Source organism: Stenotrophomonas maltophilia, from assembly GCF_025642255.1.
Taxonomy (GTDB): Bacteria; Pseudomonadota; Gammaproteobacteria; order Xanthomonadales; family Xanthomonadaceae; genus Stenotrophomonas; species Stenotrophomonas maltophilia_P.
Genome location: NZ_CP106759.1, coordinates 1,050,738 through 1,077,295 on the forward strand (window position 1 = coordinate 1,050,738; position 26,558 = coordinate 1,077,295).

The 26,558-nt window shown below is 67.3% G+C and carries 28 protein-coding genes; 10 read left to right on the forward strand and 18 right to left on the reverse strand.

The features are described from left to right. Nucleotides 1–48: 48 nt before the first annotated feature. Nucleotides 49–1,197: an acetyltransferase domain-containing protein gene (locus N8888_RS04930; protein ID WP_065182373.1), complete on the reverse strand. Its 1,149-nt coding sequence runs from the start codon at nucleotides 1,195–1,197 to the stop codon at nucleotides 49–51. A gap of 200 nt (nucleotides 1,198–1,397) precedes the next feature. On the opposite strand from N8888_RS04930, the gene N8888_RS04935 reads away from it, so the two are divergent. From N8888_RS04935 to N8888_RS04945, 3 genes are all read left to right on the forward strand, one after another. Continuing rightward, the gene (locus tag N8888_RS04935) at nucleotides 1,398–3,362 is read left to right on the forward strand and encodes an OPT family oligopeptide transporter (protein WP_053516183.1); all 1,965 of its coding nucleotides are present in this window, start codon (nucleotides 1,398–1,400) and stop codon (nucleotides 3,360–3,362) included. 240 nt (nucleotides 3,363–3,602) lie between these two features. After that, on the forward strand, nucleotides 3,603–5,681 hold the full coding sequence (locus tag N8888_RS04940; RefSeq protein WP_053516182.1) for an alpha/beta hydrolase family protein: 2,079 nt from the start codon (nucleotides 3,603–3,605) through the stop codon (nucleotides 5,679–5,681). Between the two features lie 129 nt (nucleotides 5,682–5,810). Further along, nucleotides 5,811–7,055, forward strand: coding sequence for a DUF819 family protein (locus N8888_RS04945; protein ID WP_053516181.1), 1,245 nt, complete (start codon nucleotides 5,811–5,813; stop codon nucleotides 7,053–7,055). Between the two features lie 333 nt (nucleotides 7,056–7,388). Here the strand turns inward: N8888_RS04945 and N8888_RS04950 are convergent, their stop codons facing one another. From N8888_RS04950 to N8888_RS04970, 5 genes are read right to left on the reverse strand one after another with little or no spacing between them, the layout of a single operon-like run. Then, on the reverse strand, nucleotides 7,389–7,868 hold the full coding sequence (locus N8888_RS04950) for a hypothetical protein (protein ID WP_065182371.1): 480 nt from the start codon (nucleotides 7,866–7,868) through the stop codon (nucleotides 7,389–7,391). 47 nt (nucleotides 7,869–7,915) lie between these two features. Beyond that, entirely contained in the window at nucleotides 7,916–8,176 is a 261-nt protein-coding gene (gene minE, locus N8888_RS04955) for a cell division topological specificity factor MinE (protein ID WP_053516176.1), read from the reverse strand. Between the two features lie 2 nt (nucleotides 8,177–8,178). After that, the gene (minD, locus tag N8888_RS04960; protein WP_053516174.1) at nucleotides 8,179–8,988 is read right to left on the reverse strand and encodes a septum site-determining protein MinD; all 810 of its coding nucleotides are present in this window, start codon (nucleotides 8,986–8,988) and stop codon (nucleotides 8,179–8,181) included. Between the two features lie 37 nt (nucleotides 8,989–9,025). Further along, the gene (minC, locus tag N8888_RS04965; protein WP_263177791.1) at nucleotides 9,026–9,874 is read right to left on the reverse strand and encodes a septum site-determining protein MinC; all 849 of its coding nucleotides are present in this window, start codon (nucleotides 9,872–9,874) and stop codon (nucleotides 9,026–9,028) included. Continuing rightward, complete coding sequence (locus N8888_RS04970) at nucleotides 9,820–10,416, reverse strand: GNAT family N-acetyltransferase (RefSeq protein WP_053516169.1); 597 nt, start codon at nucleotides 10,414–10,416, stop codon at nucleotides 9,820–9,822. Before N8888_RS04970 ends, minC begins: the two co-directional genes overlap by 55 nt. A 138-nt stretch (nucleotides 10,417–10,554) precedes the next feature. On the opposite strand from N8888_RS04970, the gene N8888_RS04975 reads away from it, so the two are divergent. The 4 genes from N8888_RS04975 to N8888_RS04990 all read left to right on the forward strand — a co-directional run bounded on the left by N8888_RS04975 (nucleotide 10,555) and on the right by N8888_RS04990 (nucleotide 14,185). Continuing rightward, a complete protein-coding gene (locus N8888_RS04975) occupies nucleotides 10,555–11,757 on the forward strand; it encodes a sensor histidine kinase (protein WP_053516166.1) in 1,203 nt (400 codons plus the stop codon). Further along, nucleotides 11,757–12,398, forward strand: a complete 642-nt coding sequence (locus N8888_RS04980; protein ID WP_053516165.1) for a response regulator — start codon at nucleotides 11,757–11,759, stop codon at nucleotides 12,396–12,398. Before N8888_RS04975 ends, N8888_RS04980 begins: the two co-directional genes overlap by 1 nt. 233 nt (nucleotides 12,399–12,631) lie before the next feature. Beyond that, nucleotides 12,632–13,705 (forward strand): polyketide cyclase, encoded by a 1,074-nt coding sequence (locus N8888_RS04985; RefSeq protein WP_053516163.1) that lies wholly within the window; start codon nucleotides 12,632–12,634, stop codon nucleotides 13,703–13,705. Between the two features lie 108 nt (nucleotides 13,706–13,813). Then, entirely contained in the window at nucleotides 13,814–14,185 is a 372-nt protein-coding gene (locus tag N8888_RS04990) for a DUF423 domain-containing protein (protein WP_053516162.1), read from the forward strand. A 19-nt stretch (nucleotides 14,186–14,204) separates the two neighbouring features. Here N8888_RS04990 and N8888_RS04995 read toward each other — a convergent pair whose 3' ends face one another. From N8888_RS04995 to N8888_RS05020, 6 genes are read right to left on the reverse strand one after another with little or no spacing between them, the layout of a single operon-like run. Next, nucleotides 14,205–15,011 (reverse strand): M15 family metallopeptidase, encoded by an 807-nt coding sequence (locus N8888_RS04995; RefSeq protein ID WP_263177792.1) that lies wholly within the window; start codon nucleotides 15,009–15,011, stop codon nucleotides 14,205–14,207. A 9-nt stretch (nucleotides 15,012–15,020) separates the two neighbouring features. Then, nucleotides 15,021–15,614, reverse strand: a complete 594-nt coding sequence (locus N8888_RS05000) for a PH domain-containing protein (RefSeq protein ID WP_053516158.1) — start codon at nucleotides 15,612–15,614, stop codon at nucleotides 15,021–15,023. Continuing rightward, a complete protein-coding gene (locus N8888_RS05005) occupies nucleotides 15,611–16,900 on the reverse strand; it encodes an alpha/beta hydrolase (protein ID WP_197600834.1) in 1,290 nt (429 codons plus the stop codon). The genes N8888_RS05000 and N8888_RS05005 overlap by 4 nt, the downstream gene beginning before the upstream one ends. A gap of 2 nt (nucleotides 16,901–16,902) precedes the next feature. Further along, on the reverse strand, nucleotides 16,903–17,082 hold the full coding sequence (locus N8888_RS05010; RefSeq protein WP_053516154.1) for a DUF4177 domain-containing protein: 180 nt from the start codon (nucleotides 17,080–17,082) through the stop codon (nucleotides 16,903–16,905). Further along, nucleotides 17,079–17,258: a type II toxin-antitoxin system antitoxin gene (locus N8888_RS05015; protein WP_053516152.1), complete on the reverse strand. Its 180-nt coding sequence runs from the start codon at nucleotides 17,256–17,258 to the stop codon at nucleotides 17,079–17,081. Before N8888_RS05015 ends, N8888_RS05010 begins: the two co-directional genes overlap by 4 nt. A 45-nt stretch (nucleotides 17,259–17,303) precedes the next feature. After that, the gene (locus N8888_RS05020) at nucleotides 17,304–18,185 is read right to left on the reverse strand and encodes an SPFH domain-containing protein (RefSeq protein ID WP_053516150.1); all 882 of its coding nucleotides are present in this window, start codon (nucleotides 18,183–18,185) and stop codon (nucleotides 17,304–17,306) included. A 130-nt stretch (nucleotides 18,186–18,315) separates the two neighbouring features. Between N8888_RS05020 and purT the strand changes: the two genes are divergently transcribed. Continuing rightward, entirely contained in the window at nucleotides 18,316–19,503 is a 1,188-nt protein-coding gene (gene purT, locus N8888_RS05025) for a formate-dependent phosphoribosylglycinamide formyltransferase (RefSeq protein WP_053516148.1), read from the forward strand. Nucleotides 19,504–19,569: 66 nt separating this feature from the next. Here the strand turns inward: purT and N8888_RS05030 are convergent, their stop codons facing one another. Both N8888_RS05030 and N8888_RS05035 read right to left on the reverse strand, forming a co-directional pair. Then, a complete protein-coding gene (locus tag N8888_RS05030; RefSeq protein WP_111186571.1) occupies nucleotides 19,570–20,775 on the reverse strand; it encodes an endonuclease/exonuclease/phosphatase family protein in 1,206 nt (401 codons plus the stop codon). Nucleotides 20,776–20,813: 38 nt separating this feature from the next. Continuing rightward, entirely contained in the window at nucleotides 20,814–21,569 is a 756-nt protein-coding gene (locus N8888_RS05035; protein ID WP_180875430.1) for an arginyltransferase, read from the reverse strand. 155 nt (nucleotides 21,570–21,724) lie between these two features. Between N8888_RS05035 and N8888_RS05040 the strand changes: the two genes are divergently transcribed. Continuing rightward, nucleotides 21,725–22,288, forward strand: coding sequence for an EF-hand domain-containing protein (locus tag N8888_RS05040; RefSeq protein WP_053516143.1), 564 nt, complete (start codon nucleotides 21,725–21,727; stop codon nucleotides 22,286–22,288). A 50-nt stretch (nucleotides 22,289–22,338) separates the two neighbouring features. Here N8888_RS05040 and N8888_RS05045 read toward each other — a convergent pair whose 3' ends face one another. From N8888_RS05045 to N8888_RS05060, 4 genes are all read right to left on the reverse strand, one after another. Continuing rightward, entirely contained in the window at nucleotides 22,339–23,556 is a 1,218-nt protein-coding gene (locus N8888_RS05045) for an RNA polymerase sigma factor (RefSeq protein ID WP_253120475.1), read from the reverse strand. 143 nt (nucleotides 23,557–23,699) lie between these two features. Then, complete coding sequence (locus N8888_RS05050; protein WP_053516139.1) at nucleotides 23,700–24,191, reverse strand: pathogenicity-like protein; 492 nt, start codon at nucleotides 24,189–24,191, stop codon at nucleotides 23,700–23,702. Nucleotides 24,192–24,195: 4 nt separating this feature from the next. Next, nucleotides 24,196–25,116, reverse strand: a complete 921-nt coding sequence (gene tesB, locus N8888_RS05055) for an acyl-CoA thioesterase II (protein ID WP_414487809.1) — start codon at nucleotides 25,114–25,116, stop codon at nucleotides 24,196–24,198. A gap of 87 nt (nucleotides 25,117–25,203) precedes the next feature. Then, the gene (locus N8888_RS05060) at nucleotides 25,204–25,980 is read right to left on the reverse strand and encodes an enoyl-CoA hydratase/isomerase family protein (RefSeq protein ID WP_053516135.1); all 777 of its coding nucleotides are present in this window, start codon (nucleotides 25,978–25,980) and stop codon (nucleotides 25,204–25,206) included. Between the two features lie 34 nt (nucleotides 25,981–26,014). Here N8888_RS05060 and N8888_RS05065 point away from each other — a divergent pair, with 34 nt between their 5' ends. After that, nucleotides 26,015–26,455: a copper chaperone PCu(A)C gene (locus N8888_RS05065; protein ID WP_053516133.1), complete on the forward strand. Its 441-nt coding sequence runs from the start codon at nucleotides 26,015–26,017 to the stop codon at nucleotides 26,453–26,455. Nucleotides 26,456–26,558 lie beyond the last annotated feature (103 nt).

Sequence of the window (26,558 nt, forward strand, 5' to 3'; positions counted from 1 at the left end):
CCGCCGCGCCCGTGGCGGGCAGCATCAGGCCGCGCCCGGCGAGCGGGGTCACAGGTATCGCAGCCAGCCCAGGTCGCGCCGACGCGCCTTGAACCGCGCGAATGCCCGCGTCGGCGGGTACAGCACCACCGCCAATGCACAGGCCACCAGGATCAGGCCGGCGACCGAATCGAGAGCGTACAGGCTGCCGTGGGTCGGCCCCCAGAACCCGAGCGCCGCCAGATACAGCAGCTTCAGCAGATACAGATGCAGCAGGTAGAAGAACATCGGAGCCGCGCCGATGTCTGCCAGCGGCCTCAACGCCCGTGCCATCGCAGGCCACTCAAACAGGCGCAGCCACAGCAGGCCAACGCCCAGGGTCAGCAACAGGAACTGCAGTGATGGCGGATACTTGGTCACGTTGAACACGCTCATCCAGGTGCGCAGCGCGTCCTGCTGGAACTGCCAGGGCGTATCGCCATAGCCGTTGCCGAACCGCAGCAGGGCGAACATGCCCAGCGCTGCCAGCCCAGCCCACACCAGCCAGCGGTGACGCTGCGCTGGCATGCGGTCCGCCGCGAACCAGGGCCCCATCAGATAGCCGAGCGCGATCACCCCGATCCACGGCAGCACCGGATAGGACGTGCGCAGCCGGAGTGCACCGGCCTCGATCCAGTCCCGCTGGTGCAGCACCTTCCACAGCACCGGCAGCACACCGTCGCCTGCCACGCGCACGCCGTCGAGCAGGTTGTGGCCGGCCACCAGCAGTACCGCCAGCGCCAGCAGCGCCGCGCGTGGCAGCCACAGCAGGCCGGCCAGCGCGACCATGCTCAGGCCGATCGCCCAGATCACCTGCAGGTACACGGTGTCCGGAGGCAGCTGGAAGGTCCAGGCGAAATTCACCAGGGTCAGTTCCAGCACCACCAGGAACAGCCCGCGTTTGAGCAGGAACGCGGCCGTGGCCCGGCGCGGATCCGCCTGGCGCTGGCCATACAGCCAGGCCGACAGGCCGGTCAGCAGCACGAACACCGGTGCGCACAGGTGGGCCAGCAGGCGGCACGCGAACAGCGCGGGGGAGACCGTGGATACGTCCATCGGGTCGCTGACCTGGTGCTGCAGGAAAAAGGTCTCGCGCACGTGGTCGAGCAGCATCAACAGCATGACGGTGCCGCGCAGCTGGTCGATGGAGGTGAGGCGGGCCGGTGGCGGAGAGGGCATGCGGACGGCGATGTCGTTCAATCGAAAAGATATAACATATCGTTTGCGGAATGCCCAGCCGGAATGTGCCGGATGCGTCTGCTGCCTGTGCCTGATCCGTGTCCTGCCTGATCCGCTGGCGCTTGTCATGCTGCGGTGTGCTGGACTTGCCGTCCCCTGAACGCTAGCGTGGCAGGGATTTTTTGCCAGCAGGGGCTCCCATGAACCACGACGCTGCGCCCAAGCAGCTCACCTTCCGCGCAGTGGCCCTGGCCATCGTGCTGGCGGTGGTGCTGTCCGCGGCCAACGCCTACCTCGGTCTGTTCGCAGGCCTGACCATCGCCACCGCGATTCCCGCCGCAGTCATTTCCATGGGCGTGCTGCGCCTGCTGGGCGGTGGCTCGATCCTCGAGAACAACATCGTGCAGACCGGCGCCTCGGCCGGTTCCTCGATCGCCGCCGGTGTCATCTTCACCATCCCCGCGCTGGTGATCATGGGCTACTGGCCGGACTTCAAGTACTGGTGGGTGCTGGGTATTGCCGGCCTGGGCGGCCTGCTGGGCGTGCTGTTCTCGGTGCCGCTGCGCCGCTCGATGATCGTCGAAGATCCGCTGCCCTTCCCGGAAGGCAAGGCGGCGGCGGAAGTGCTCAAGGCCGGTGAGAACCCGGGTCCGGGCCTGAAGATCCTGGGCCTGTCGGCGGTGATCGGCGCCTTCGTCAAGCTGGCCGCGGAAAGCGGCATGCGCCTGATTCCCGATGCCTGGGCCACCTCGGCCTACGTGGGCAGTTCCAAGGTCACCGCGTTCATCGGCACCAACCTGTCGCCGGCGCTGCTGGGCGTGGGCTACATCGTCGGCCTCAACGTCGGCATCGTGGTGGTGTCTGGTTCGATCCTGACCTGGCACATCGCCATCCCGCTCTACCAGGCGTTCTTCATGAACACCGACCCGGCCCTGGCCGCGTCGGTGGCCGCTGCGTCCTCCACCGAGGCCGCATTCGCCATCTGGGGCGCGAAGATGCGCTACCTGGGTGTCGGCGCAATGCTGATCGGTGGCATCTGGACCCTGATTTCGCTGCGCAAGTCGCTGCTCAACGGCGTCAAGAGCGGTTTTGCCGCCGCCCGCAAGAGCGGCGGACCGGTGCTGGCGCACACCGAGCGCGACCTGCCGATGAAGTGGATGCTGGTCGCCCTGGTGGTCTTCGTGCTGCCGCTGCTGGCCCTGTACCAGGCCATCGTCGGCCAGTGGCACGTGTCGATCCCGATGACCATCATCATGATCGTCGCCGGCTTCCTGTTCGTGTCGGTCTCGGCCTACCTGGCCGGCCTGATCGGTTCGTCCAACAACCCGGTCTCGGGCATCACCATTTCCACCATCCTGTTCGCCTCGGCGGTACTGGTCGTGCTGCTGGGTGCCGATGGCCTCAAGCCGGTCGGTACCGGCGGTGCACCGCTGGGTGCGGTGGCGGCGATCATGATCGGCGCGGTGGTGTGCTGCGCTGCCGCCGTCGGTGGTGACAATCTGCAGGACCTCAAGGCCGGTTACATCGTCGGCGCTACGCCGTGGAAGCAGCAGCTGATGCTGGGCATCGGTGCGTTCTCCTGCGCGCTGATCATGGCCCCGGTGCTGAACCTGCTGGCCACCGCCTATGGCATCGGCGTGAAGACCGAGCTGCACCCGAACGCGCTGGCTGCGCCGCAGGCCAACCTGATGGCGTCGGTGGCCAAGGGCCTGTTCGGTGGCGAGCTGCCGTGGACCTTCATCGGCATCGGTGCCGTGGTCGGCGCCGTCATCATTGCCTTCGACAGCTGGCTGAAGGCGCGCAACGCGCGCTTCCGGGTGCCGGTGCTGGCGGCCGCCATCGGCATCTACCTGCCGCTGGAGCTGATGGTGCCGATCTTCCTCGGCGGCCTGATCGCTTACCTGGTCGAGCGCTTCCACAAGGTGCGTGCCGATGATGAAGAGGGCCGCGACCGCGTGCACAAGCCGGGCGTGCTGTTCGCCGCCGGCCTGATCACCGGCGAGGCGCTGATGGGCATCGCCATCGCCATTCCGATCGTGGTCAGCAGCCGCGCCGACGTGCTGGCCGTGCCGTTCCATCTGCCGGCCGCGCAGTGGATCGGCCTGGCCGTGCTGTTCCTGGTGGGCTGGCTGATCTACCGCACCGGCAAGTACGCCAAGGCGTAAGTGATGGGTCGGATCCCTTCCCGTCGGGAAGGGCTCTGACCCCGGTTTGCCGGCGGTGGCCGGGCGGGGTCAGAGCCGATTCCTGCGGAATCGGATCCGACCCCGGGTCCACCCACAAACCGCGCTACGGCGCGGTTTGCTGTTTCTGGCGGCTGCCCGATCACGGCCATGACCGATGGCCTTGGCAGCCCCGGGCTGCGGGGCCTACCATCGCCTTTTTGCCGTCCTGCGGAGATCCCGATGAAACTGCGTCATGCCCTGCTGCCACTGAGCCTGCTGGCCGCTCTGCCCAGCGTCGCCGCTGCCCGTGGCCTGGAGATCCGCGACATGGTAGCCATGGATCGCGTTTCCGCGCCGGTGCTGAGCGCCGATGGCGGCACCGTGGTGTTCGCCAAGCGCAGCACCGACGCCAACCTCAAGGCCAGCACCGCCCTGTACGCACGCAACCTGCGCACGCGTGATGCGGCACCGCCGAAGCAGATCACCCCGGCTGGCTGGAACGTCAATTCCGCCTCGCTGTCGGCGGACGGCCAGACGGTGTACTTCCTCAGTGCCAAGAACGGCAGCCAGCAGCTGTACGCACAGGCGATCAACGGCGGCGCCCCGCGCCAGCTGACCGATTTCCCGGTGGATGTGGACAGCTACCACGTCTCGCCACAGGACGACCGCGTGCTGTTCAGCGCCGGCGTGTTCCAGGCCTGCGCGTCGGACCTGGCCTGCACCGAGAAGAAGCTGAAAGAGAAGAAGGACGCCAAGGCCAGTGGCCAGGTCTGGGATTCGATGTTCGTGCGCCATTGGGATACCTGGAACGACGGCCGTCGCAACACCCTGTTCGTCGCGCCGCTGCCGGGTGCCCAGGCCGGCCCGGTCAAGGGGGCTTCAGCGCTGAGCGCCACCCTCGATGGCGATGCGCCGTCCAAGCCATTCGGTGGCAATGATGACTTCGTGTGGTCGCCGGACGGCAGCAGCGTGGTCGCCAGCATCCGCGTGGCGGGCCGCGAGGAACCGTGGTCGACCAACTTCGACCTCTATCGCTTCGATGCTGCCGGTCGTCAGGCACCGGTGAACCTGACCGCCTCCAACCCGGCATGGGACGCGGGTCCGGTGTTCAGTGCCGATGGCAAGACGCTGTTCTACCGTGCGATGAAGCGCCCCGGCTTTGAAGCTGATCGCTTCGGCCTGATGGCGATGGATCTGGCCAGCGGCAAGAGCCGTGAGATCGCCCCGCAGTGGGATCGCTCGGCGGGTGGCATCGTGCTGTCCGCCGATGGCGCCAGCATCTATACCACCGCCGATGATCTGGGCGAGCACCCGCTGTTCCAGATCGATGTCGCCACCGGCAAGGCCACCCGCCTGATCGGCGATGGCAGCGTGACCGCCGTCGATGTGGCCGGCACCAGCGTGGCGATCACCCGCAACAGCCTGAAGAGCAACGACCAGGTGCTGGTCGGCCTGCTGCCAGCCGCCGGCCAGCCGATGGGCGAGCTGCGTGCGCTGACACCGTCTGCCGGCGACGTGCTGAAGGACGTCAGTTTCGGCGATTTCGAGCAGTTCTCGTTCAAGGGCTGGAACAACGACACCGTGCACGGCTATGTGGTCAAGCCGCACAACTACCAGGAAGGCAAGTCCTACCCGGTCGCGTTCCTGATCCATGGCGGTCCGCAGGGCAGTTTCGGCAACGGCTGGAGCTACCGCTGGAATCCGCAGACCTATGCGGGCCAGGGCTACGCGGTGGTGATGATCGATTTCCACGGCTCCACCGGTTACGGTCAGGCATTCACCGATGCGATCAGCCAGCACTGGGGTGATCGTCCGCTGGAAGACCTGCAGAAGGGCTGGGACGCGGCACTGAAGAAGTATTCGTTCCTCAACGGTGACAAGGCCTGTGCTCTGGGCGCCAGCTATGGCGGCTTCATGGTCAACTGGATCGCCGGCAACTGGAACGGCCCGTTCAAGTGCCTGGTCAACCACGATGGCGTGTTCGACCAGCGCATGATGGGCTACGCCACCGAGGAGCTGTGGTTCACCGAGTGGGAGCAGGGCGGCACGCCGTACCAGAAGGCGGCGAACTACGAGAAGTTCAACCCGGTCAACCACGTGGCGGACTGGAAGAAGCCGATCCTGATCATCCATGGCCAGCAGGACTTCCGCATTCCGGTCGAGCAGGGCCTGGCGGCATTCACGGCGGCGCAGCGGCAGGGGATCGAGTCGAAGTTCCTGTACTTCCCGGACGAGAACCACTGGGTGCTCAAGCCGCACAACAGCATCCTGTGGCATGACACGGTCAACGGCTGGCTGAAGCAGCATATCGGCGAATAAGCCGGTCCGGCGCCGCCCCCCCCAGGGCGGCGCTCTGCTTTTTGTAGAGCCGAGCCATGCTCGGCTGCTCTGTGCCTCCTTTCCCGCCAACAGCAGCCGAGCATGGCTCGGCTCTACCCGAGCGCCCGCATGACTTCGAACGCCCTGATCCAGAACGACATCGTGGTCTTCGGCCTGATCGCCGCCACTTTGGGGGCCGTGTTCTGGACCGCCTCGCGGGAGCAGGGGCCGTGGAAGCGCTTCTACACCTTCGTGCCGGCGTTGCTGCTGTGTTATCTCATTCCTGGCATCTACAACACCGTCGGCCTGATCGACGGGCAGAACACCGCGCTGTACAACCCGGTCGCGCGTGACATCCTGCTGCCGGCGGCGCTGGTGCTGCTGACCCTGGCCGTGGACATCAAGGGCATCCTGCGGCTGGGGCCGAAGCTGGTACTGATGTACCTGGGCGCCTCCGCCAGCATCATGCTCGGTGCCGTGGTCGCCTTCCTGCTGATGCGCGCGCTGCACCCGGAAACCGTTGCCGGCGACACCTGGGCCGGCATGGCCGCACTGGCCGGCAGCTGGATCGGCGGTGGCGCCAACATGCTGGCGATGCGCGAAGTATTCGACGTCAACGCCACCACCTTCGGCCAGTTCGCCGTGGTCGACGTGGGTGTCGGCTACGTCTGGATGGCGGTACTGATCTTCCTCGCCGGGCGCGCCGCGAAGATCGACGCACGCAGCGGTGCCGATACCTCGGCCATCGACGAACTGAAGGAACGCATCGCGCGCTTCCAGGCCGAACACGAGCGCATTCCCAGCCTGACCGATCTGATGCTGATCGTCGCCGTTGCGTTCGGTGGCGTCGGTCTGGCGCATGCAATCGGCGCGCCGCTGGCGGCCTGGTTCAAGGCCCATGTCGGCTGGGCATCGCAGTTCAGCCTGGATGCTCCCTTCGTCTGGGTGGTGGTGCTGTCGACCACGCTGGGCCTGGGCCTGAGTTTCACCCGCGCGCGCACGCTGGAGGGAGCGGGAGCGTCACGTCTGGGGTCGCTGCTGCTGTACTTCCTGATCGCCTGCATCGGCATGCAGATGGATCTGCTGGCATTGCTGGACCGTCCGTGGCTGTTCCTGCTCGGCCTGATCTGGATCGCCGTGCACATCGTGCTGCTGTGGTGCCTGGGCCGGTTGCTGAAGGTGCCGTTCTTCTATTTCGCCATCGGCTCGCAGTCGAACATCGGCGGTCCGGCCTCGGCGCCCGTGGTGGCCGCCGCCTTCCATCCTGCATTGGCACCGGTAGGCGTGCTGCTGGGAACAATGGGCTACGCCACCGGGACCTACCTGGCGTACATCGTCGGCATTACCCTGCGTGCGCTGGCAGGGCAGGGGTGATGGGGTCAGATCCCTTTTGCGCAGCAAAAGGGATCTGACCCCGTTTCGCGGCGCGTCACGCTACCGGCAATCCACGTTCGATCAGCCAGGCTCTCGCGTCTTCGGCGTCCTGCTCGAACCGCGCCGAGTGAAAAGAAGGGCGCCGCAGGGTTCGGCGCGTCGCCACGCGCCCGTGGCCAACCGCGCCCGCGGCCTCACGCCACTGGCAACCCGCGTTCGATCAACCACGCCTTCGCGTCTTCGGCGTCCTGCTCGAACCGCGCCGAGTGAAAAAAGGGGCGCCGCAGGGTTCGGCGCGTCGCCACGCGCCCGTGGCCAACCGCGCCCGCGGCCTTACGCCACTGGCAACCCGCGTTCGATCAACCACGCCTTCGCGTCTTCGGCGTCCTGCTCGAACCACGCTCTCGTCGATCCCAATCGGTACGTATACCCCCACGCATCCATGTCGGCCATCAGCCGTGCGCTGCCGACACCGGGCAGCTGCGCGGCCAGCACGATCTGCAGGTAGCACGTGGCATCTTCCTCGGCGACCGAATCAGTGGCATCGGTATGCACCTGCGCGCGCCGCTCCGGCGGCAGCACGATCAGATGGCAGGCCTCGTGCAGCATCGAATGCACGGGCGTGTCGTCGCGCACATACACGTTGCTGGCGATGATGCCTGCTTCAGGTTCGCCCCAGTAGCTGCCGGGAATCGGCTCGCCGGCGGCGACGTGGTGCAGCTCCAGCCCATGCGCGGCAAGCAGGCGCTGTGCATCGGCGAAGGCGATATCGCCCACGCAGGTGATGTCCACGGCGGTTGTCGTGTCAGTCATGCGGAATCGTGCAGCCCCGCCCATGCAGGCACGGGCGGGGCAGGGGGTCAGGGCTTTTCCGGGCCTTCCGGCAGCGCCACGGAGATGTCCAGCACGTCGTGCTGGCCATCCTTGACCAGGTCGACCTTCACCGCGTCGACGTCGATGTTGACGTACTTCTTGATCACTTCCAGCAGCTCGCGCTGCAGCAGCGGCAGGTAGTCCGGGCCACCGCGATGGCTGCGCTCCTGCGCGATGATGATCTGCAGGCGGTTCTTGGCGGTTTCGGCGGTGGTCTTCTTCGCTTTGAGGAAATCAAACAGGCCCATGCTTACCCTCCGAACAGCTTGCTGAAGAAGCCCTTCTTCTCCACGGTGGTGAAGCGCATCGGCCGCTCCTCGCCCAGGATGCGGCTCACCGCATCGTCATACGCCTGGCCAGCGATCGATTCGCCGTCGAGGATCACCGGCTCGCCCTTGTTGGAGGCGTTCAGCACGTCACCCGATTCGGGGATCACGCCGATCGCCTTCAGGCCCAGCACTTCCTCCACGTCGACGATGCTCAGCATCTCGCCGGTTTCCACGCGCGACGGGCTGTAGCGGGTCAGCAGCAGGAAGGCCGGCACGTCCTGGCCGGATTCGGCCTTGTGTGTCTTCGAGTCCAGCAGGCCGATGATGCGGTCAGAGTCGCGCACCGAGGACACTTCCGGGTTCACCACCACCACCGCGCGGTCGGCGAAGTACATGGCCAGGAAGGCACCCTTCTCGATACCGGCCGGGGAGTCGCAGATCACGAAGTCGAAACCGTCGGCGGCCAGGTCCTTCAGCACCTTGCCCACGCCCTCCTGGGTCAGCGCGTCCTTGTCGCGGGTCTGCGAGGCAGCCAGCACGTACAGGTTGTCGAAGCGCTTGTCCTTGATCAGGGCCTGCTTGAGGGTGGCTTCGCCGTGCACGACGTTGACGAAGTCGTACACCACGCGGCGTTCGCAGCCCATGATCAGGTCGAGGTTGCGCAGGCCGACGTCGAAGTCGATCACCGCCACCTTCTTGCCGCGCCGTGCCAGGCCGCAGGCCAGGCTCGCGCTGGTAGTGGTCTTGCCGACGCCGCCCTTGCCGGAGGTGACTACGATGATTTCAGCCAAAGGACTTCTCCTGGTTCTGCATGATGTTGGGGCTGCGTCAGTCCAGCGCAGCGATCTTGACCTGGTCCTGTTCCAGCCACACCTGCACGGCCTTGCCGCGCAGGTTGTCCGGGACATCGTCCAGTACCTTGTAGTGGCCGGCAATGGCCACCAGTTCCGCATGGAAATCACGGCAGAAGATGCGTGCCGCGGTGTTGCCCTGGGCACCTGCCAGCGCGCGGCCGCGCAGGGTGCCGTAGATATGGATGCTGCCGTCGGCGATGACCTCGGCACCGGCGCCGACAGTCGCCATGACCGTCAGGTCGCAGTTCTCCGCGTACAGCTGCTGGCCGGAACGTACGTTGCCGAGCTGCATGCGGCCCGGTTGCGGTGCCGAGCCCTCGGCCACCCTGGCCACCGGAGCGGCCGGGGCCGGCTTCGGTTCAGCGCGGGCGGCGCGGCGCGGCTCCGGCGCAGGCACAGGCGGCGGGGCCGGCTCGGTCTCGACACGCTCGTACTGGGCGCGGAACTTGGCCAGCAGCGGCAGGCCGAGCTGCTGCGAGAGCTGGTCGACCGCGCTGGTGCCATAGGCCAGCGCCACCGGCAGCACGCCGGCGCTGCGCAGGCCATCGACCAGCGCCTGGGCGGTGGCCACGTCCGGTACCTGGCTGAGGCCGCCGAAGTCCAGGATCACCGCGGCACGGCCGAACAGTTTCGGGGCGCGGGTCACCCGTTCGCGCATTTCCTGCACGAGCCGTTCGACATCGAGGGTCCGCACGCGCAGGTTGGCGATGCCGACCTGGCCGATCTTCAGTTCACCTGCCTGTTCGTAATCGAAATTCACCGCCACGCTCAGGTCCCCGTCGGCCGCTGTGCCTGCGCCGGCAGCTGCCGGTCGCGTGTCCATGCCACATCCGGCAGCTTGCCGCCGTAGGTCTCCTGTACCCACGGGTAGCTGCACAGTTCCTTGGCCAGCATGCTGGCACGCACATCGACCTGCGGCATGGTGTTCTGGCCCAGCTCGCGGAAGCCGAAGCTGCCGTGGAACAGCAGGGCGGCATCGGCACCATGGTCGAGGAAGACTTCGCAGGTCATCTGCGGGTAGCGCAGCTCGGCGAAGCTCTGCGCATCGGCGTAGAACGCCCGGCCGACGCCACCACCGCGGCGGCGGCTGGCGACCACGATGCGGTCGATATAGAAGAACGGGGTGTCCAGCTGCTGCTTGAACCAGGCGAAGTTGCTGCTGTCGTGCTGGCTGTCGCTGCCGAAGCCGATCAGGAACCCGGCCAGGTTGCCGTCGCGCTCGGCGACGCGGAAGTACTCAGCGGTTTCATAGAACAGGCGCAGGCGTGCGGCATCCAGCGGAAGGATGGCCAGGCCAGCGTTGTTGTTCAAAGCCAGGACGGAATCGAGCTCGTGCTCGCGCACGTCGCGGATGACAATCGACATTGTGACTCCGTGGGGTAACGCGGTTGGTCCTGCAACGGACCCTGCGCACGATTATTGCATGGGTGGCTGGCGGGGGCACGCCCGTCGCCATGACTTCTGCCCGGGGGCAAGAGCGCTGGTTCAGCCTAAGATGCCTCCATGTTGGGATATCTCAGCCAAATCCGAGTCCTGCGCCTGGCCGGCCTGTTCACCTGGGTCATGGTCGGCCTGCCCGTGGTGTATTCCCAATACGAGTCGATGCTGCGGCACGGCGGCAGCGGCATCGACAGCTGGTCCCTGTGGCTGTTTGCCGCCTACCTGTTCTTCGGCGCCGGCTACTTCTGGCTGACCCGTGGCCTGCGCGACAGCAGCCAGGCCGCCTGGTACGACCGGGTGGTGCTGGTGGTACTGACCGGCTCGGCCCTGGGCGTCAGCTACCTGAGCGGTTCGGGCCTGGGCAGCATCCTGATGATGGTGGCCGCCGGGGTGATCCCGTGGATGCTGCCCGTGCGCAGTGGCGTGATCTGGTTGCTGCTCAGCCAGCTGGCGGTGCTGCCGGTCTACTATCTGATTCTCGACATGCCGTTGTTCGAGGCACTCATGCAGTCGCTGCTGTATGGCGGCTTCTCCATGTTCATGTTCGTGACCAGCCTGGTCGCACGGCAGCAGACCGACGCCCGCGACGAGCAGCGCCGGCTGAATGCGGAGCTGAGGGCGACCCGCGCCCTGCTGGCCGAGAGCGCACGGGTCAACGAGCGCACCCGCATCTCGCGCGAGCTTCATGACCTGCTGGGGCATCAGTTGACCGCGCTGACCCTGAACCTGGAAGTGGCCGGCCATCTGGCCGAAGGCAAGGCGCTGGACCACGTGAAACGGTCGCACACGCTGGCCAAGCTGCTGCTGGGCAATGTGCGCGAAGTGGTCAGCCAACTGCGCGAGACCAGTGCCATCGACCTGGCTGCCGCGCTGCGCCCGCTGACCGAGAACGTGCCCTCGCTGGACATCCAGCTGGACATCGAGGACCCCCTGAACGTGGAGGATCCGCAGCGGGCCCACGTGCTGCTGCGCTGCACCCAGGAGATCATCACCAATACGGTGCGCCACTCCGGGGCCCGCCATCTGTGGATCCGGGTGTACCGTGAGGCACCGGACCGGGTGGTGGTCGAGGCGCGCGACGACGGTGTCGGTGCGGAAATGGTCAATGTGGGCAATGGCTTGCGCGGGATGCGCGAGCGCCTGCAACAATGCGGTGGCCAGCTGCAGGTGGAAACCCGCCCCGGCGAAGGCTTCTGCCTGCGTGCGACGGTGCCGGCAACCGTGCTGGTGGCCGCCCTTACCAAGGTTCCTGAAGGAGTGCGTTGATGATTCGCGTCTGCCTGGTCGACGACCAAACCCTGGTGCGGCAGGGAATCCGCTCGCTGCTGGCGCTGGACGACGGCATCGAGGTGGTGGCCGAGGCCGGCGACGGCCGGCAGGCGGTCGAACTGGTGCCCCAGGTCCGTCCGGATGTGGTCCTGATGGACATGCGCATGCCGGTGATGTCCGGGCTGGAGGCGCTGCAGGTCCTGTCGCGGCTGGAGCAGCTGCCGCCGACCATCATCCTGACCACCTTCGACGACGACCAGCTGGTGCTGGCGGGCCTGAAGGCCGGCGCCAAGGGGTATCTGCTCAAGGACGTGACCCTGGACCAGCTGGTGGGCGCCATCCGCACCGTGGCCGACGGCGGATCGCTGGTGCAGCCGGCGGTGACCCAGCGGCTGCTGTCCGGGCTGGAACACATGCGCAATGATTTCGTCAGCCTGGACCGGCCGGACCCGCTGACCGACCGCGAGACGGAGATCCTGCGGCTGATGGCCAGCGGGTTCTCCAACAAGGAGATCGCCAATTCGCTGGGCGTGGCCGAGGGCACCATCAAGAACCATGTGTCCAACATCCTGTCCAAACTGGGCGTGCGCGACCGCACGCGGGCCGTCCTGAAGGCGTTCGAACTGCAGCTGGTCTGACGAAAAGCCTTCTCCGGCAAAGGTTTGGCCGGCATTCCCGGGCCCCGGGGCGGGTTGCCCCCTACATGTGGGGCGGCCGGATGCGCTACCCTGCCAATCCTTTGTCCATACAAATACGCAGCCGGCAGGGAAACCGGTGCGCCAATCCCGATAAACAATGCCCGCGAAGCCTGCTAGGATTGGCGCTTCGCTTCAATCAACCCGGCCGTGGGATCGGCCCCGGAGACTCCTGAATGACCCGTATTATCGAGTTCCTGATCGCCTTGGGGATCGTGGCTGGCCTGTTCGTCATCATTGGCGTATGTCTGCCGGGCGAGCGCCACATCACCGAAAGCATCGAGACCAACCGCAAGATGACGATCGTGTACGACACGGTCAGCAGCCTGCGCCGCTTCAAGGACTGGAACCCGCTGGTACTGCGCGATCCCGCCGTTGAACTGAAGCTGTCCGGCCCGGCCTCCGGCGTCGGTGCCACCCTCGACTTCTCCTCCAAGGACCTGGGCAACGGTTCCTGGAAGGTGACCGAGGCCGAAGAGAACAAGCGTGTTGTGATCGCCATCGAAGACCCGACCAAGGGTCACGACAAGGTCACCACCTTCAATCTGGAGCCGACCGGCAAGGGTGGTCGCAACGTCAAGATCACCCAGGACTACTCGGTGAAGTACGGCTTCGACCTGTTCGGTCGCTACGCCGGCCTGTATGTCAGCCGCCAGATCGGCGACGACATCAAGCTGGGCCTGTCGCGCATGGCGAACATGCTGGCCACCGTGCCGAACGTCGACTACCGCACCCCGGAAGCGCCGCTGACCGATCTGGGTATCGTGCAGGTGCCGGCCGAAGACCTGCTGGTCGTCAACGCCGGCAACGTCGACCGCGGCCAGGACACCATCACCAAGTCCATCAAGGACAACCAGGAGTGGATCAAGCGCGTGATGGAGGCCAATGGCCTTGAAGCCGCCGGTCCGTTCCGCATCATCACCACCGATTTCGGTGCCGAGAAGTACGCCTTCGACATCGCACAGCCGGTGAAGAAGAAGGGTACCGAAGGTGCCACCGGTGAGGAGCTGACCGTCAAGATCGACGGTGGTGCCCCGGTCAAGTACGTGCATGTCGCCCCGCATCGTTCGGCGCATGCGGCCTACACCGGTCACATGGCCGGCCTGGACGTGGCCCGCAACGGCCTGCGTGCGTGGGCAGTGACCTCGGGCAACGAAGTCATCGACCGTCCGTACGAATCGTGGAAGGACGGCGTGGACAAGTCGTTCACCCAGGAAGGCACCTACGACATCTACTGGGCCGTCAAGTAAGCGCTGGCTGACCCATGTAGTGTTGGACACGAAAACGCGCCGCTTCCTGCGGCGCGTTTTTTTTCATCCCGCGTCCGCCGCCGGGCGGGCGCCGCGCAAGGAGCAGTCATGTTCAATCTGGAACGACGTGCGCGTAAGCCCTCGCTGCTGGCCTGCATCGGTGCGCTGTTGGCGGCCGCTTCGATCGGCCTGTCGGCCTATGCCTCGCATGGCGTGTCCGATCCGCAGGCGCAGCAGCATCTGAACATGGCGGCGCTGTATGCGTTCGCCCATGGTGCCGTGCTGGTTGCAGTGGGACGGCGCGCGCAGGGCGTGATCGCACATCTGGCGCTGTACGTGCTGCTGCTGGGCGTCGTGCTGTTCTCCGGCAGCCTGGTGGGCAGCGCGCTCTGGCAGTGGCCTACCCGGCTGGCGCCTGTGGGCGGCACCAGCCTGATGATGGGATGGGTGCTGCTGGCGATCGACGCCCTGCGGCGGTGAGGGCAGTGCGGGGAGGGGCTCAGCCGTTGGCCGGTCTCCAGCACCAGTGCCAGGGCTCGTAGACGATCCCGTGCGGGTTGCCGCGCGGGTAGCTCAGGTGGAATCCATGCCCGCGGGCGTGCGCCTGCAGCCACGCGAACGCATCGGTACGCTCGAACGATTCCTCTGCAGGTGCATCGCCCGGGGTGCCGATATCCAGTGCGTGCCCGCTGTGGTGCTCGCTGAAGCCCGGCGCGGCGTTGACCTTCAGGATCTCCGCCACGCTCAGGCCGCGGCCGCGCTTCCGCTCGAAGATTCCCAACTGGTACGCATGGCTGCGGAAGCCGGAAATGGCATCCAGGGCAACGCCATCGCGGGCCGCGTGCAGGCGCATCCGCCGCCACCCCTGCGCCGCGTCGCGGCGCAACCACAGGGGCCGCGAAAAGCGATCGCGGCCGGCGAAATGCAGCAGGCACGGCTCGGCTTCCAGCGGCAGCCCGGTGTCATCCGCGTAACCCTGCGCATCCAGGCCAAGGTGCTGCAGGCGTTGCTGCAAGCCCGCCAGGGGCAGCCATCGCTGCTCCAGTGCCGCAGCGACAGGGCGTGACGCGCGGGCATCCAGCAGTGCCAGCGCCTCCTCCACGCCAGGCTCGTGCGGCAGACGCGGCACCAGCGAATGAACGCCCTGCGTCAGCACGGCGGCCAGATAGCGGCCATCGCGCTTGCGCCGCAGCACCCAGCGGGCCCGCGCCAGCAGGCGTGCATCGAGGTTGCTGCGCGCGCGCAGCAGATCGGCCGGCCACAGTTCGATGGCCTCGGTGTTCAGCAGCAGCGGTCGGCGATGCATGTCCGCAGCTTACTGCCGTGGCGCGGCTGCGGCCACCTTGCGCAGGGCGTCAAGCAATGCCTGTGGGCGTTCCATGCTCAGCAGCAGGGTGCTGCCGCCGCGCACCGGGATCGCCAGCGTGCGGTGACGGTCGGTGACCAGGGCGAAGCCCTTGCCGCCGCCCTGCAGCCGCATATGCCCGGAATAGAAGCCGGGCATCGAGTAGCCGTTGGTCTTGAAGCGGATGCCATAGCGGCGGTCCTGCGCCAGGTCCACCACCTCGGCCTGGTCCAGCAGCATGTCGCGCACCGGTGTACGCCGTCGGTACAGCGTCGAGCGCACATCCAGCACGCCACCCACCAGCTCCACGCGGCGGCGGAAGAACGAAGTACCCAGGCCCACGCCGATCAGCACCAGCACGGCGATGCTCCATGCCGCGCTGCCGTTCATCAGGAAGAACGGCGGCGACAGGGTGACTTCCATCCATGGTGCAGGCGCACGCGTGCGGCTGAACTGCACGTACACGCTGATGACCAGCACGGCCAGCACCGGCAACAGCACCCACAGCACGCGCAGGGGTGAACTGCCAGCCAGCTCGAACGGACGGGCTTCATTGGGGCTCATCGTTGTGCCTCCACCCATCGGGCGATGTCATCGATCAACCCCGCATCGACATGGCCGGGCCGGGTGTACTCCTTCAACGAACTCGGGCCGCTGCCAGCGATGCCGATGTGGTTCAGCGCCGGATAGGTCCGCCACTGCACATCGTCGCGCCGGGCGAGGGCCTTCTGCCAGAGTGCCCAGTCGGCATCGGGAACCTGGAAATCGCGCCCGCCATGCAGCATCAGCAGCGGTGCGCGCAGCCGCTGTGCATCGGCGCGGGCATCTACGGCTTCGATGCTCTTCCAGAAGGACTGCGGAACGCCGAGTGGCAGTTCGCTGGCGGGTACCGGCGTGCTGCCACGTGCTGCGGCGATCTGGCTGTCCAGTTTGTCCAGTAGCGCCTGACCGGCCGCGCTGATGTCGCCGTCCAGGCTCAGCAGGTAGCGGTTCTGTTCCGGCAGCAGGTCCAGCAGCGTGCGCGCGGGAGCGGCCCACAGGATGGCGCCACGCGCCTGTGGCCAGCGGCTGGCGATGCGTGGCGCAAGCATGCCGCCCTGGCTGTGGCCGAGCACGAACACGCGGCGGCCGTCGATGCGCGGGTCGCTGGCGACGGCCTCCAGTGCCGCCACCGCATCGTCGGTGGATTCGTCATCGACAGTGAAGGTGCCGCTCTGGAAATCCTGGGGCCGGGCGAGAGTGCGCTTGTCGTAGCGCAGTACCGCGATTCCGTGCGCGGCGAGGCCACGGGCGATATCGAGGAAGGGACGGTTGCCGCCGATGGTTTCGTCACGGTCCTGCGGGCCCGAGCCGTGCACCAGCACCACTGCCGGGAACGGGCCTTTGCCCTTGGGCAGCGCCAGCGTGCCGGGCAGCGCACCGCGTGTCTGCGGCACACTGAAATCAACTTCGCTGTAGGTCGCATCGGCCGGCGGCGGCGGTGCCTTGGCCGCGGGGGCGGGGCGCAGCAGCAGGCCGGCGACCTTGTCCTGTGCATCCACGGCCACCTGCGCGATCACCGCGCCACCGGTGAACTGCAGCGGAACTTCCACCAGGTGCAGGCCCTGCTGCTCGCTGCTGCGGGCCTGGCCGCGCTGCTGCAGTTCGCCCAGGGACCGCCACACGCTGTCGAGCTTCTCGGCGGGAACGGCACGGGCCATCTGCGGGGTCAGCATCGCCTCCGCATCGGCGATGCGGCCGGCCTGCAGGTGGTCCAGCAACCGGGCGGCAACCTGCTGCGGTTCGGCGGCGAATGCGCCACCGCTCAGCAGCGCCAGTGAAAGGGCGAACAGCGAACGGCGGGTCTGCATGGTCAGAGCTCCTTCTTGAAGACCAGCACCGCTGCGCTCATCGGCGCGGGGATCACGATGTTGACCAGCTCCCAGCCAAGCTGGCCCTGCTTGTTCAACGCCTCCTGCACGGCTTCGGTCTTCATGCTGCCCATCAGCGTCGAGGGCACTTCCAGGGTCTGGTACGTCCAGCGCTTGCTCATTCCTTCTCCTCCTGAGGTGGCTTGGGATGCGGCAGCCTGCCGGCCTTGCGCAGCGCGTCGCGCAGCAGGTACTCGATCTGCGCGTTGAGGCTGCGCAGTTCGTCGTCGGCCCAGCGCTGCGCCGCGGCCAGGACGTCGGCGTTGATGCGCAGTGGATAGGCTTTCTTCTCGCTCATGGATGCTCCTGGCGGGGCGGTGGGGCGCCCCGTTGCGAGGGTGATTCAGTACAGCGAACCGGCGTTGACGATCGGCTGCGTGCCCCGGTCCGAACACAGCACGGTCAACAGGTTGCTGACCATGTGCGCCTTGCGTTCCTCGTCCAGCTGCACCACGCCGTTCTTCTGCAGTTCGCCCAGGGCCATCTCGACCATGCCGACCGCACCGGCAACGATGCGCGTGCGTGCCGCGATCACCGCGTTGGCCTGCTGGCGCTGCAGCATGGCCTGGGCGATTTCGGCAGCGTAGGCCAGGTGGCTGATGCGTGCGTCGATCACCTGCACGCCGGCGTCGGCCAGGCGCTCGGCCAACTCGTTCTTCAGGTGCTGGGAGATCTCGCTGGCGTGGCTGCGCAGCGCCAGCTGGCCCTCTTCATGCTGGTCGTAGGGATAGCTGGTGGCCATCGCGCGCAGCGCCGATTCGGACTGGATGTGCACGAAGCTCTCGTAGTCGTCCACGTTGTAGACCGCTTCGGAGGCATCGACCACCTGCCAGACGATCACTGCGGCGATCTCGATCGGGCTGCCATCGAGCTCGTTGACCTTCAGCTTGCCGCTTTCGAAATTGCGCACGCGCTGGCTGACGTGGCGCTTGCTGTAGAAGGGGTTGTTCCAGCGCAGGCCATTGTCTTTCACGGTGCCGACGTACTTGCCGAACAGGCTCACCACCGCGGCCTGGTTCGGCTGCACGGTGTACAGGCCCGCCAGCGCGAACAGCGCCACCACCGCGACCAGCGCGCCAACCAGCATCATCAGCAGGTTGGGGGAGCCGGTCGACGCCTTGGCGGCGATGCCCAGCACGAACAGCACACCGCCGAAGACGGCGACGAGCAATGCGCCCGCCAGAGTGCCCAGGCCGTTGAGGGAGGACAGCGACTTCTCTTTCATGGCAGTACGTCCTTGAGGGTTCGAGGCGACGATATCAAATTGATATCAGATGGCGACTACCGTTCGTCGGGAACCGCCGCTGGACCGGCTAGAATGCCCACCCGCCTTCACATCACTGCCGGACCCCTCCATGGCCAAGCTCGGAACCCCCCTCTCGCCCTCCGCCACCCGTGTGCTGCTGCTGGGCTCGGGCGAACTCGGCAAGGAAGTGGCCATCGAGCTGCAGCGGCTGGGCGTGGAGGTGATCGCCGCCGACCGCTACGCCGATGCGCCCGCCATGCAGGTCGCGCATCGTTCGCACGTGATCGACATGCTGGATGCGATGGCGCTGCGTGCGCTGATCGCCCAGGAACAGCCTCATCTGGTGGTGCCGGAGATCGAGGCGATCCACACCGAGACGCTGGTACAGCTGGAACAGGAGCAGGGCCTGCGGGTGATCCCCACCGCGCGTGCCGCACGCCTGACCATGGACCGTGAGGGCATCCGCCGCCTGGCTGCCGAGACGCTGGGCCTGCCAACCTCGCCCTACCGCTTTGTCGATACCGAGGCGGAGTACCGCGCCGCCGTGGCCGCCATCGGCCTGCCGTGCGTGGTCAAGCCGGTGATGTCCTCCTCGGGCAAGGGACAGAGCACGCTGCGCAGCGAAGCGGACATCGCGCCGGCCTGGGAGTATGCGCAGACCGGCGGCCGCGCGGGCGCCGGCCGCTGCATCGTCGAGGGCTTCATCGATTTCGACTACGAGATCACTCTGCTGACCGTGCGCCACGCGGCAGGTACCTCGTTCTGCGCGCCGATCGGTCATCTGCAGAAGGACGGCGATTACCGCGAAAGCTGGCAGCCGCAGCCGATGTCGGACAAGGCGCTGGCGCGTGCGGAGGAGATCTCGCGTGCGATCACCGATGACCTGGGTGGCTGGGGCCTGTTCGGCGTGGAGCTGTTCGTGAAGGGCGATGAAGTGTGGTTCAGCGAAGTGTCCCCGCGCCCGCACGACACTGGCCTGGTGACGCTGGTATCGCAGGAACTGAGCGAGTTCGCGCTGCACGCACGCGCCATCCTGGGCCTGCCGGTTCCGGTGATCCGCCAGAGTGGTCCGTCGGCATCCTGTGCATTGCTGGCGCAGGGCGAAGGCGTGCCGTACTTCAACAACGTCGCTGCCGCACTGCAGGTGCCGGATACGGCCGTGCGCCTGTTCGGCAAGCCGAGCGTGCACGGTCAGCGCCGTGTCGGCGTCACCCTGGCGCGCGCCGACACCATCGACGAGGCGCGCTCGATCGCCCGTGATGCCGCCGACGCCATCGGCGTCGAGCTGCGTCCGTAAGCCGGTAGCGCCGCGCCGCGCCCGGCGGCTTTCTGCAAGGCAGAGCAGCGCGCCTGGCGCCTGGGGTCACTTCACATCCACCCACACCAGGTGGTGGTCGCTGCCGTCGGCAATCTTCGCGTCAGGGCTGTTGCTGGCTGGCCAGAACACGCCACTGCCCACGTACTGGAACCCGGTGGAAGGCAGCACGTAATCCAGTCGCAGGGTGCCGGACTTCGGGCCAAAGTCGCCGGTGGCGTGGAAGGGCGCACCCTTACGCACGATGCCCTTGGCGGCATAGGCGAGGCTGGTTTCCTCACCCCCCGCGCTGCGCGGGGTGGGGTAGCGCAATACGCGTGCGTTCTCGATCAGTTCGACGATCGCCTCGTGGCGGCCATCGCCGTCGACCGGGTCGTTGTTGAGATCGCCGAGGATCACGAAGCGTGCATCCTGCGCCAGACCTCCGCACTGGCCCTTGTCGTCGCACAGCCAGGGCTTGTCACCCGCGGTGAGATACTCCTGCCACAGGCGCAGTTCGTCGTGGTTGCGCGCCGCGTTGCGCTTTTCCGGGCCGTCGAACACCGGCGGCGTCGGGTGCGAGACCAGCGCATGCACCACGCCTGCCGGGGTCTGCACCGGTACATCCCAGTGCGACTTCGACGACAGGCGCAGCTTCGACCACACGGCGTCGCTGTAGAAGCTCTGCCCGCTGCGCGGATCGACCGGACGGATCGCGCCCGGCATCGTGCTCCACTTCAGCAGCTGGAAGCTGCGTACCCTGGCTTCATCGATCGGGTAGCGCGACAGCACCAGCATGCCGTACTGGCCCGGGTGCAGGCCGTAGCCCCAGGCATCGTTGCCACGGCTGCGACCTTCGCCGCCGACCACGCCGTTGTTGTCCAGGTCCAGGCCACTGGGCACGCCGGTGTTGACCGGGGCCAGGTAGCGGTAGGCGAAGTGCAGCGGCGCGCCGCCGCCCGGCTGCGCCACTTCCAGGTAGCGCTTCTGGAACAGGTCGGCGGCGCGATGGGCGTCGTCGAAATCGAATTCGTTCAGCAGCACCAGGTCCGGGCGCACCTGCTGCAGCACGGCGGCAATCTTGCGCGCATGCGCGCTGTCGCCTTCAAGCTCCCGGATCAGGCCGCCGGCCTCATCGGAGTACAGCGACGTGTTGTAGGTGGCCAGGCGCAGCGATGCAGACGGTGTTTCGGTCATCGCAGGGGTCCTGGCAAGAGCAGGGGCCGCAGCGCCACACAGCAGGGCCAGGGCAAGAATCAGGGGTTGGGTGTTCATGCCGCCTATTGTGCACCCCGCCCGGTGTCAGCGGTTTGTCAGCGGCCGTCCAGATCGCGGTCGAAATCGTGCCAGCGACGGCCATCGTAGGCCTCCAGCGGACGGAAGCGGCGCTTGTAGTCCATTTTCTGGTGTTCACGGATCCAGTAGCCCAGATAGACGTGCGGCAGTCCTTCGCGACGCGCCCATTCGATCTGCTGCAGGATGGCGAACGTGCCCAGTCCCCGCGCTGCGTGGTCTGGATCGAAGAAGGTATAGACCGCCGAAAGGCCGTGCTCGGTGACATCGGTGACGGCCACTCCGAGCAGCTGGCTGCGCCGGCCATCGTGGCCCGGCAGGCGCATCTCCAGGAAGCGGGTGTGCGACCAGCTGCCGATCAGGAACTGCTCGAACTCGTGCGGGCCATGATCGTCCATGCCGCCGTTGGCGTGGCGGTGCACCAGATAGCGGTGGTAGAGGGCAAACAGGTCCTCGCGCGCAGTGGCGGCGGTGATCCGCACTTCCAGGTCGGCGTTGCGGGTGGCGCAGCGACGCTGGCTGCGGTCCGGTGCGAACCGGGCCACCGGAATCCGTACCGCCACGCAGGCATGGCACTGCGCGCAGTGGGGCCGATAGACCAGGTCGCCGCTGCGGCGGAAGCCCCAGCTGAGTGCGAGGGGATACAAGCCGCCCAGGCGACGGTCGTGGGGATCCATCACCAGGTCGCGCGCCACCCGGTCCGGCCAGTACCCGCAGGGGTGCTCGCCGGTCTGGAACAGCCGCAGTTCGTCGTCTCTGTCGCCGTGGATCGCCATGGCCACAGCATAGCCCCAGCGTGTCGCAATGAACGCGACTGTCCGCCGGATGAACGGAACTGGCGACCGCGTCAACCGCCGTCGCGGCCGGGCGTTGTTGTCATTCGAGGGTGAAGTGATCACCCCGACGCAACCTCATCCCCAGGAGTGACCTCATGATCCGTACCCCCCTGCTGCTGGCCCTGCTGCTTGCCACGTCCGCCTCCGGTGTCGCGCTGGCGGCGACTCCCCCGACCGCACCGGCACAGCGTCCGGCCAAGCTGGACACCAACGGTGACGGTGTCATCGACCGCAGCGAGGCCGCTGCCAACCCACGTCTGGCGGCCAAGTTCGACGAACTGGACCGCAACAAGGACGGCAGGCTGTCGCGCGATGAAATGCCGCGCGGGCAGCATGGTCGTCGTGGCGGCCATGGCGGCGAGCGCTGGGCCAGGCTGGACACCGACAAGGACGGCCGCATCAGCCGCGAAGAGGCCAAGGCCGATCCGCGCCTGGCGGCACGTTTCGACCAGCTCGATCTCAACAAGGACGGCTATCTGGACAAGGCTGATCGCGAGCTGCGCATGAAGCAGCATCGCGACGCCTGGTTCGCCGCTGCCGACACCAACAAGGACGGCCAGTTGAGCAAGGCCGAATTCGATGCGGCGAAGGGCCCGATGCATGGCGGCCCGCGCCACGGGGGCCCGCGTGACGGCGCCGCACCGAAGCCGCAGCGCTGATCACGGCGCGACGTTCAACGACGACGCCGGCAGACTGCCGGCGTCGTCCGTTACAGGCGACCGCTGTCGAGCAGCGTATAGGCCACCAGGGCGATCACCAGCAGGTTCATCGCGATGATGGCGCTGCGGCCGTACATCGCTTCGTACTTCCAGTTGATGCCCTGCCGCCCGCGCCGCGCTGCGTCGCGCACGATCAAGGGCCGCATCAGGCGCTGCAGCGGTCCCAGGCACTGGTAGTTGACCGCACCCAGGCCGATGGCCATGACCACCAGGTGTACCCATACCGGCGTCTGCAGCAGCACGACCAGCAGTATGGACAGGCAGCAGGCCATCACGGTCCAGGTGTTGAGATGGACGAAGCGCCGGACCTGGGTCCGCTCCGGTTCCGTTTCGGCGTAGGACAGCAGGAAGCGACCGCCCAGGTAGCTGCCGAGCACGCCGCCCAGCACGGCACCGGCGATCGCTGCCCAGTTGTGGGCGGGGACCAGATGCAGGTGCCCCAGCGCCGCTGTCAGCGATCCCATCGCGGTACCGCCGGCTGCGCTGGCGCCGCCCAACCCCAGCTTGCTGCCGCCAATGCCCACACCGGTGCCGAGCAGGATCGCGGCACTGGCCGTGCCGGGCGCAGCGATCAGCACCATCGAGACCACGGTGGTTGCGAAGGCAGCGCTGGGTGCGCTGCTGCGCGCGAATTCGCCGAAGCGCTGCAGCAGTCCCTCGCGGACCTGCGCGCGGGCCCGCGACAGGCGCTTGCGCACCGCCGCATCACTCAGGCCCAGCAGGTCCGCCACCTGCTGCGAGCGCTGACCTTCCCGGTAGTAAAGCAGCAGGACTTCGCGGCTGTCGGTGGGCAGCGCCGAGATGATGTCCTCGGCGGCAACCTCCTCTTCCAGTCGCTGCAGGCGGTCGGCGGCAGTCGGCGAGGGGTCGGCCGCCATGCCCAGCGCAACTTCGGCGGCTTCGCCGCTCAGGGGCCTGCCGCGCTGCGCACGCAGCCAGTCGCGCGCGAGGTTGCGGGTGATCTGCCGCAGCCAGGGCAGGAAGCTGGTGGAACTGCGCAGCTGGTGCAGTTGCTGCCAGCCCTTCACGAACGCTTCCTGCGCGATGTCCTCGCTGGCCTGGCGATCGCCGGTAATGGCCAGGGCGATGGCGGTCACGGTGTTCTGGCAGGCGAGTACGATGCGCCCGTACGCCTGCTGGCAGCCGCTGCTGGCGGCTGGCAGTTCACGTTCCAGGGTCTGGTCGATGCTGGCGGCGAACGTCGTCATGGCAGCGGCTCCTGCAGGGATTGTGTCCCATGACGGGGCCGCGTGCCGAATGTGACCGGTTCGCGCCCCGGCAGCGCCGGGCCATTCCCGGCGGCTTTTCTGTCCGCTGCGCTCGCCGGGCATGGCCCGGCGCTACCGGCGCGTCATTTCGAGGGCTGGATGCGGACCCGCACTTCTTCCTGTTCCGGTGCGGGCTGCTGCGGTTGCGTCTGCGGGGCGGGGGCGGGTGCTGCGGGGGCCGGGCCACCGCGGTGGCGCAGGCCGATCACCAGCGCCACGCCAGCGATCACCACCAGCAGTGCGATGCGGATCCGCCAGGCCCAGCTGCGCCCGCCGCTGCCGGCATCCGGCGTGTCGCGGAACGCGAACTCGGCCGTGGGATGGTCGCGGCGGGTGGTATCGAGCAGGCGTGCATCGCGCAGGATGTCGCGCGCACGCGGCTGGTCGTCGGCGCGTACGATCCAGACCGCTGGATAGCCCTGCGTGTTGCCCAGGTCGGTATAGCTGAACTGGCCGCGGCGCCGGGTCTTGTACGAGCGCCCATTGGTCACCTTCACTTCGATGCCATGGCTGCGCAGGAGCTCGGCCACGCCCTCGACGGTTTCCACACGCTGGCTGCTGAAGATCTGACGCATCGGATCAGTCCTTGGCCGGCACGGCGGCCGCTGCAGTCTGGTCGGGAACCACGCGGATCAGGCCCTCCTGCGCCGTGCTGGCCACCAGCACGCCATTACGGGTGAAGAACTGGCCGCGGGCGAGGCCGCGCGAATCCTGCGCACTGGGGCTGTCCAGCGAATAGAGCAGCCAGTCGTCGGCGCGGAACGGGCGGTGGAACCAGATCGCGTGGTCGAGCGAGGCCATCTGCACGTGCGGATGGTAGTAGCTGATGCCGTGCGGGAAGGTCGCCGTGCCCAGCAGATGGAAGTCGGACGCGTAGGCCAGCAGCGCCTGGTGCAGCTCGGGGGCATCGCCGACCGGTTCGCTCAACCGCATCCAGACCTGGTGATAGGGCGGGCGCTTGGGCGGATTCAGTTCGTCGCGGGGATAGACGTGGCGGAACTCGAACGGGCCACCGCGCGAGAGCCAGCGCTGCACTTTGATCGGCAGCCGCTCCAGCACTTCGGCCGGCAACGGGCGGTTCGGCTCGATGTCTTCCGGTTGAGGCACTTCGGGCATCTTGTGCTGATGCTCGGCACCGGTCTCCGCCTGCTGGAACGAGGCAGCACAGAAGAAGATCACCTTGCCATGCTGGATCGCGGTCACCCGGCGCACGGAGAAGCTGCCGCCATCGCGGGTGCGGTCCACGTCGTAGACGATCGGATGGTCGATGTTGCCGGCCCGCAGGAAATACGCGTGCAGCGAATGCACATGGCGCCCGTTGTCGACCGTGGCCTGGGCGGCGGCCAGCGCCTGGCCCAGCACCTGCCCGCCGAACACGTACTTGGTGCCGATGTCGCGGCTTTGTCCGCGGAACAGGTTGTCCTCCAGCCGCTCCAGGGTGAGCAGGTCGATCAGCTCGGAGACGACGGGTTCGGGCGTGTCGTTCAAGGGGGCGGCCACAACAATGAAGAGGCCTTGATTATACCGGTCCGGGGTCGGATCCCTTTCGCATTGCAGAAGGGGGCTGACCCCAGAGCGCGGAGACCGTTACTTGCCCAGCCGCGCCACCAGCGCCTGCAGGGCATTCTGTGCGTCCGGGGCGAACCAGGCCTCTACGAACCGGTCCAGCTGGATCAGGTCCGGGTGCAGCGCTTCGTGCAGGTCATTGCGGGCCACGGCGCGGGTCAGCAGCATCGGCTGCCGCGGCTGCCTGAGCAGGTTCTGCAGCCAGGCCACGGCGCGGGCGACCACCAGATCGCCCTCGGCCAGTTCGTCGACCAGGCCGATCTGCAGCGCCTGCTCGGCCGGCACCAGGGCGCCGGTGGTGAGCAGCACCCCCGCGCGGTGCACGCCGACGGTACGGCGCAGCAGGCGCTGGATGCCTTCCGGTGCGATCAGGCCGACCTGCACCTCGTTCAGTCCGATGGCATACGGGCGTGCCGGGTCGGCGCTGCGCGCCATCACCCGGTAATCGCAGCACAGGGCGAGCACGCAACCGCCGGCAGGGGCGTGGCCGGTGATCGCGGCGACCACCGGGATGCGGCTCTCGGCCAGCGTACGTACCGCGCCGAAGAAGGCATTCCAGGTATCCAGCAGCTTGTGCTTGTCATCGCCGTGGGAGAGCAGGTGTGGCACGTCCATGCCGCCGGTGAACACGCGCTCGCTGCCGGACAGCACGATGCCGTGCGCATCGTCGGCCATGGCCTGCTCGACGGCGTGGATCAGCTGCCGGCACAGGTCGGTGTCCAGCGCATTGACCGGCGGCCGCGCCAGGCGCAGTTCGCGGATGGGACCATGGTTGATCACCTCGATGAGCGTCGTCATGCTGCGGTCTCGTTGCGAAGAAGGAACGTGGGCGATGATAACCAAACCATTCGTTGGCGTACTGTTGCTTCTGTGTGCGTCCGCAGCAGCGGCGGCGGAATCGCGCTGTGTGACGGTGGAGCAGGGCTGGGTGCGCCTGCCGCCGAACCCGGCCATGCCGATGACGGCGGGTTACGGGACGATCGTGAACCGCTGCGCAGCGCCGGTAACGGTGGTGGGCGCGGGCAGCAGGGCCTTCGGCGACGTGTCACTGCACGAGACCACCGTGGTCGACGGTGTCAGCCGGATGCGCGAAGTCGAACGGCTGCCGATTGCAGCCGGGGCGCGCACCGAGCTCAAGCCCGGTGGCCTGCACCTGATGCTGATGGAAGGCGAGGGAGCTTTGAAGGAAGGGCAGGTCGTGCCGCTGCAGTTGCAGCTGGAGGGCGGTGGCACCGCCAGCGCAACGCTGACGGTACGCAAGGCCGCTCCATGATGCAGCGCCCGTTCCGCCGGGTATCAGGGTCGGACCGGCGTCGGTAGCGCCGGGCCATGCCCGGCGGGGTGGGGCCGACCCGGGCCGGCACCCACCCGCAGTC

Bases quoted from the DNA above. Each gene is read 5' to 3' on its own strand.
- N8888_RS04930 (WP_065182373.1), bottom strand. From the start codon at position 1,197: ATGCCCTCTCCGCCACCGGCCCGCCTCACCTCCATCGACCAGCTGCGC.
- N8888_RS04935 (WP_053516183.1), top strand. From the start codon at position 1,398: ATGAACCACGACGCTGCGCCCAAGCAGCTCACCTTCCGCGCAGTGGCC.
- N8888_RS04940 (WP_053516182.1), top strand. From the start codon at position 3,603: ATGAAACTGCGTCATGCCCTGCTGCCACTGAGCCTGCTGGCCGCTCTG.
- N8888_RS04945 (WP_053516181.1), top strand. From the start codon at position 5,811: ATGACTTCGAACGCCCTGATCCAGAACGACATCGTGGTCTTCGGCCTG.
- N8888_RS04950 (WP_065182371.1), bottom strand. From the start codon at position 7,868: ATGACTGACACGACAACCGCCGTGGACATCACCTGCGTGGGCGATATC.
- minE (WP_053516176.1), bottom strand. From the start codon at position 8,176: ATGGGCCTGTTTGATTTCCTCAAAGCGAAGAAGACCACCGCCGAAACC.
- minC (WP_263177791.1), bottom strand. From the start codon at position 9,874: ATGGACACGCGACCGGCAGCTGCCGGCGCAGGCACAGCGGCCGACGGG.
- N8888_RS04970 (WP_053516169.1), bottom strand. From the start codon at position 10,416: ATGTCGATTGTCATCCGCGACGTGCGCGAGCACGAGCTCGATTCCGTC.
- N8888_RS04975 (WP_053516166.1), top strand. From the start codon at position 10,555: ATGTTGGGATATCTCAGCCAAATCCGAGTCCTGCGCCTGGCCGGCCTG.
- N8888_RS04980 (WP_053516165.1), top strand. From the start codon at position 11,757: ATGATTCGCGTCTGCCTGGTCGACGACCAAACCCTGGTGCGGCAGGGA.
- N8888_RS04985 (WP_053516163.1), top strand. From the start codon at position 12,632: ATGACCCGTATTATCGAGTTCCTGATCGCCTTGGGGATCGTGGCTGGC.
- N8888_RS04990 (WP_053516162.1), top strand. From the start codon at position 13,814: ATGTTCAATCTGGAACGACGTGCGCGTAAGCCCTCGCTGCTGGCCTGC.
- N8888_RS04995 (WP_263177792.1), bottom strand. From the start codon at position 15,011: ATGCATCGCCGACCGCTGCTGCTGAACACCGAGGCCATCGAACTGTGG.
- N8888_RS05000 (WP_053516158.1), bottom strand. From the start codon at position 15,614: ATGAGCCCCAATGAAGCCCGTCCGTTCGAGCTGGCTGGCAGTTCACCC.
- N8888_RS05005 (WP_197600834.1), bottom strand. From the start codon at position 16,900: ATGCAGACCCGCCGTTCGCTGTTCGCCCTTTCACTGGCGCTGCTGAGC.
- N8888_RS05010 (WP_053516154.1), bottom strand. From the start codon at position 17,082: ATGAGCAAGCGCTGGACGTACCAGACCCTGGAAGTGCCCTCGACGCTG.
- N8888_RS05015 (WP_053516152.1), bottom strand. From the start codon at position 17,258: ATGAGCGAGAAGAAAGCCTATCCACTGCGCATCAACGCCGACGTCCTG.
- N8888_RS05020 (WP_053516150.1), bottom strand. From the start codon at position 18,185: ATGAAAGAGAAGTCGCTGTCCTCCCTCAACGGCCTGGGCACTCTGGCG.
- purT (WP_053516148.1), top strand. From the start codon at position 18,316: ATGGCCAAGCTCGGAACCCCCCTCTCGCCCTCCGCCACCCGTGTGCTG.
- N8888_RS05030 (WP_111186571.1), bottom strand. From the start codon at position 20,775: ATGAACACCCAACCCCTGATTCTTGCCCTGGCCCTGCTGTGTGGCGCT.
- N8888_RS05035 (WP_180875430.1), bottom strand. From the start codon at position 21,569: ATGGCGATCCACGGCGACAGAGACGACGAACTGCGGCTGTTCCAGACC.
- N8888_RS05040 (WP_053516143.1), top strand. From the start codon at position 21,725: ATGATCCGTACCCCCCTGCTGCTGGCCCTGCTGCTTGCCACGTCCGCC.
- N8888_RS05045 (WP_253120475.1), bottom strand. From the start codon at position 23,556: ATGACGACGTTCGCCGCCAGCATCGACCAGACCCTGGAACGTGAACTG.
- N8888_RS05050 (WP_053516139.1), bottom strand. From the start codon at position 24,191: ATGCGTCAGATCTTCAGCAGCCAGCGTGTGGAAACCGTCGAGGGCGTG.
- N8888_RS05060 (WP_053516135.1), bottom strand. From the start codon at position 25,980: ATGACGACGCTCATCGAGGTGATCAACCATGGTCCCATCCGCGAACTG.
- N8888_RS05065 (WP_053516133.1), top strand. From the start codon at position 26,015: ATGATAACCAAACCATTCGTTGGCGTACTGTTGCTTCTGTGTGCGTCC.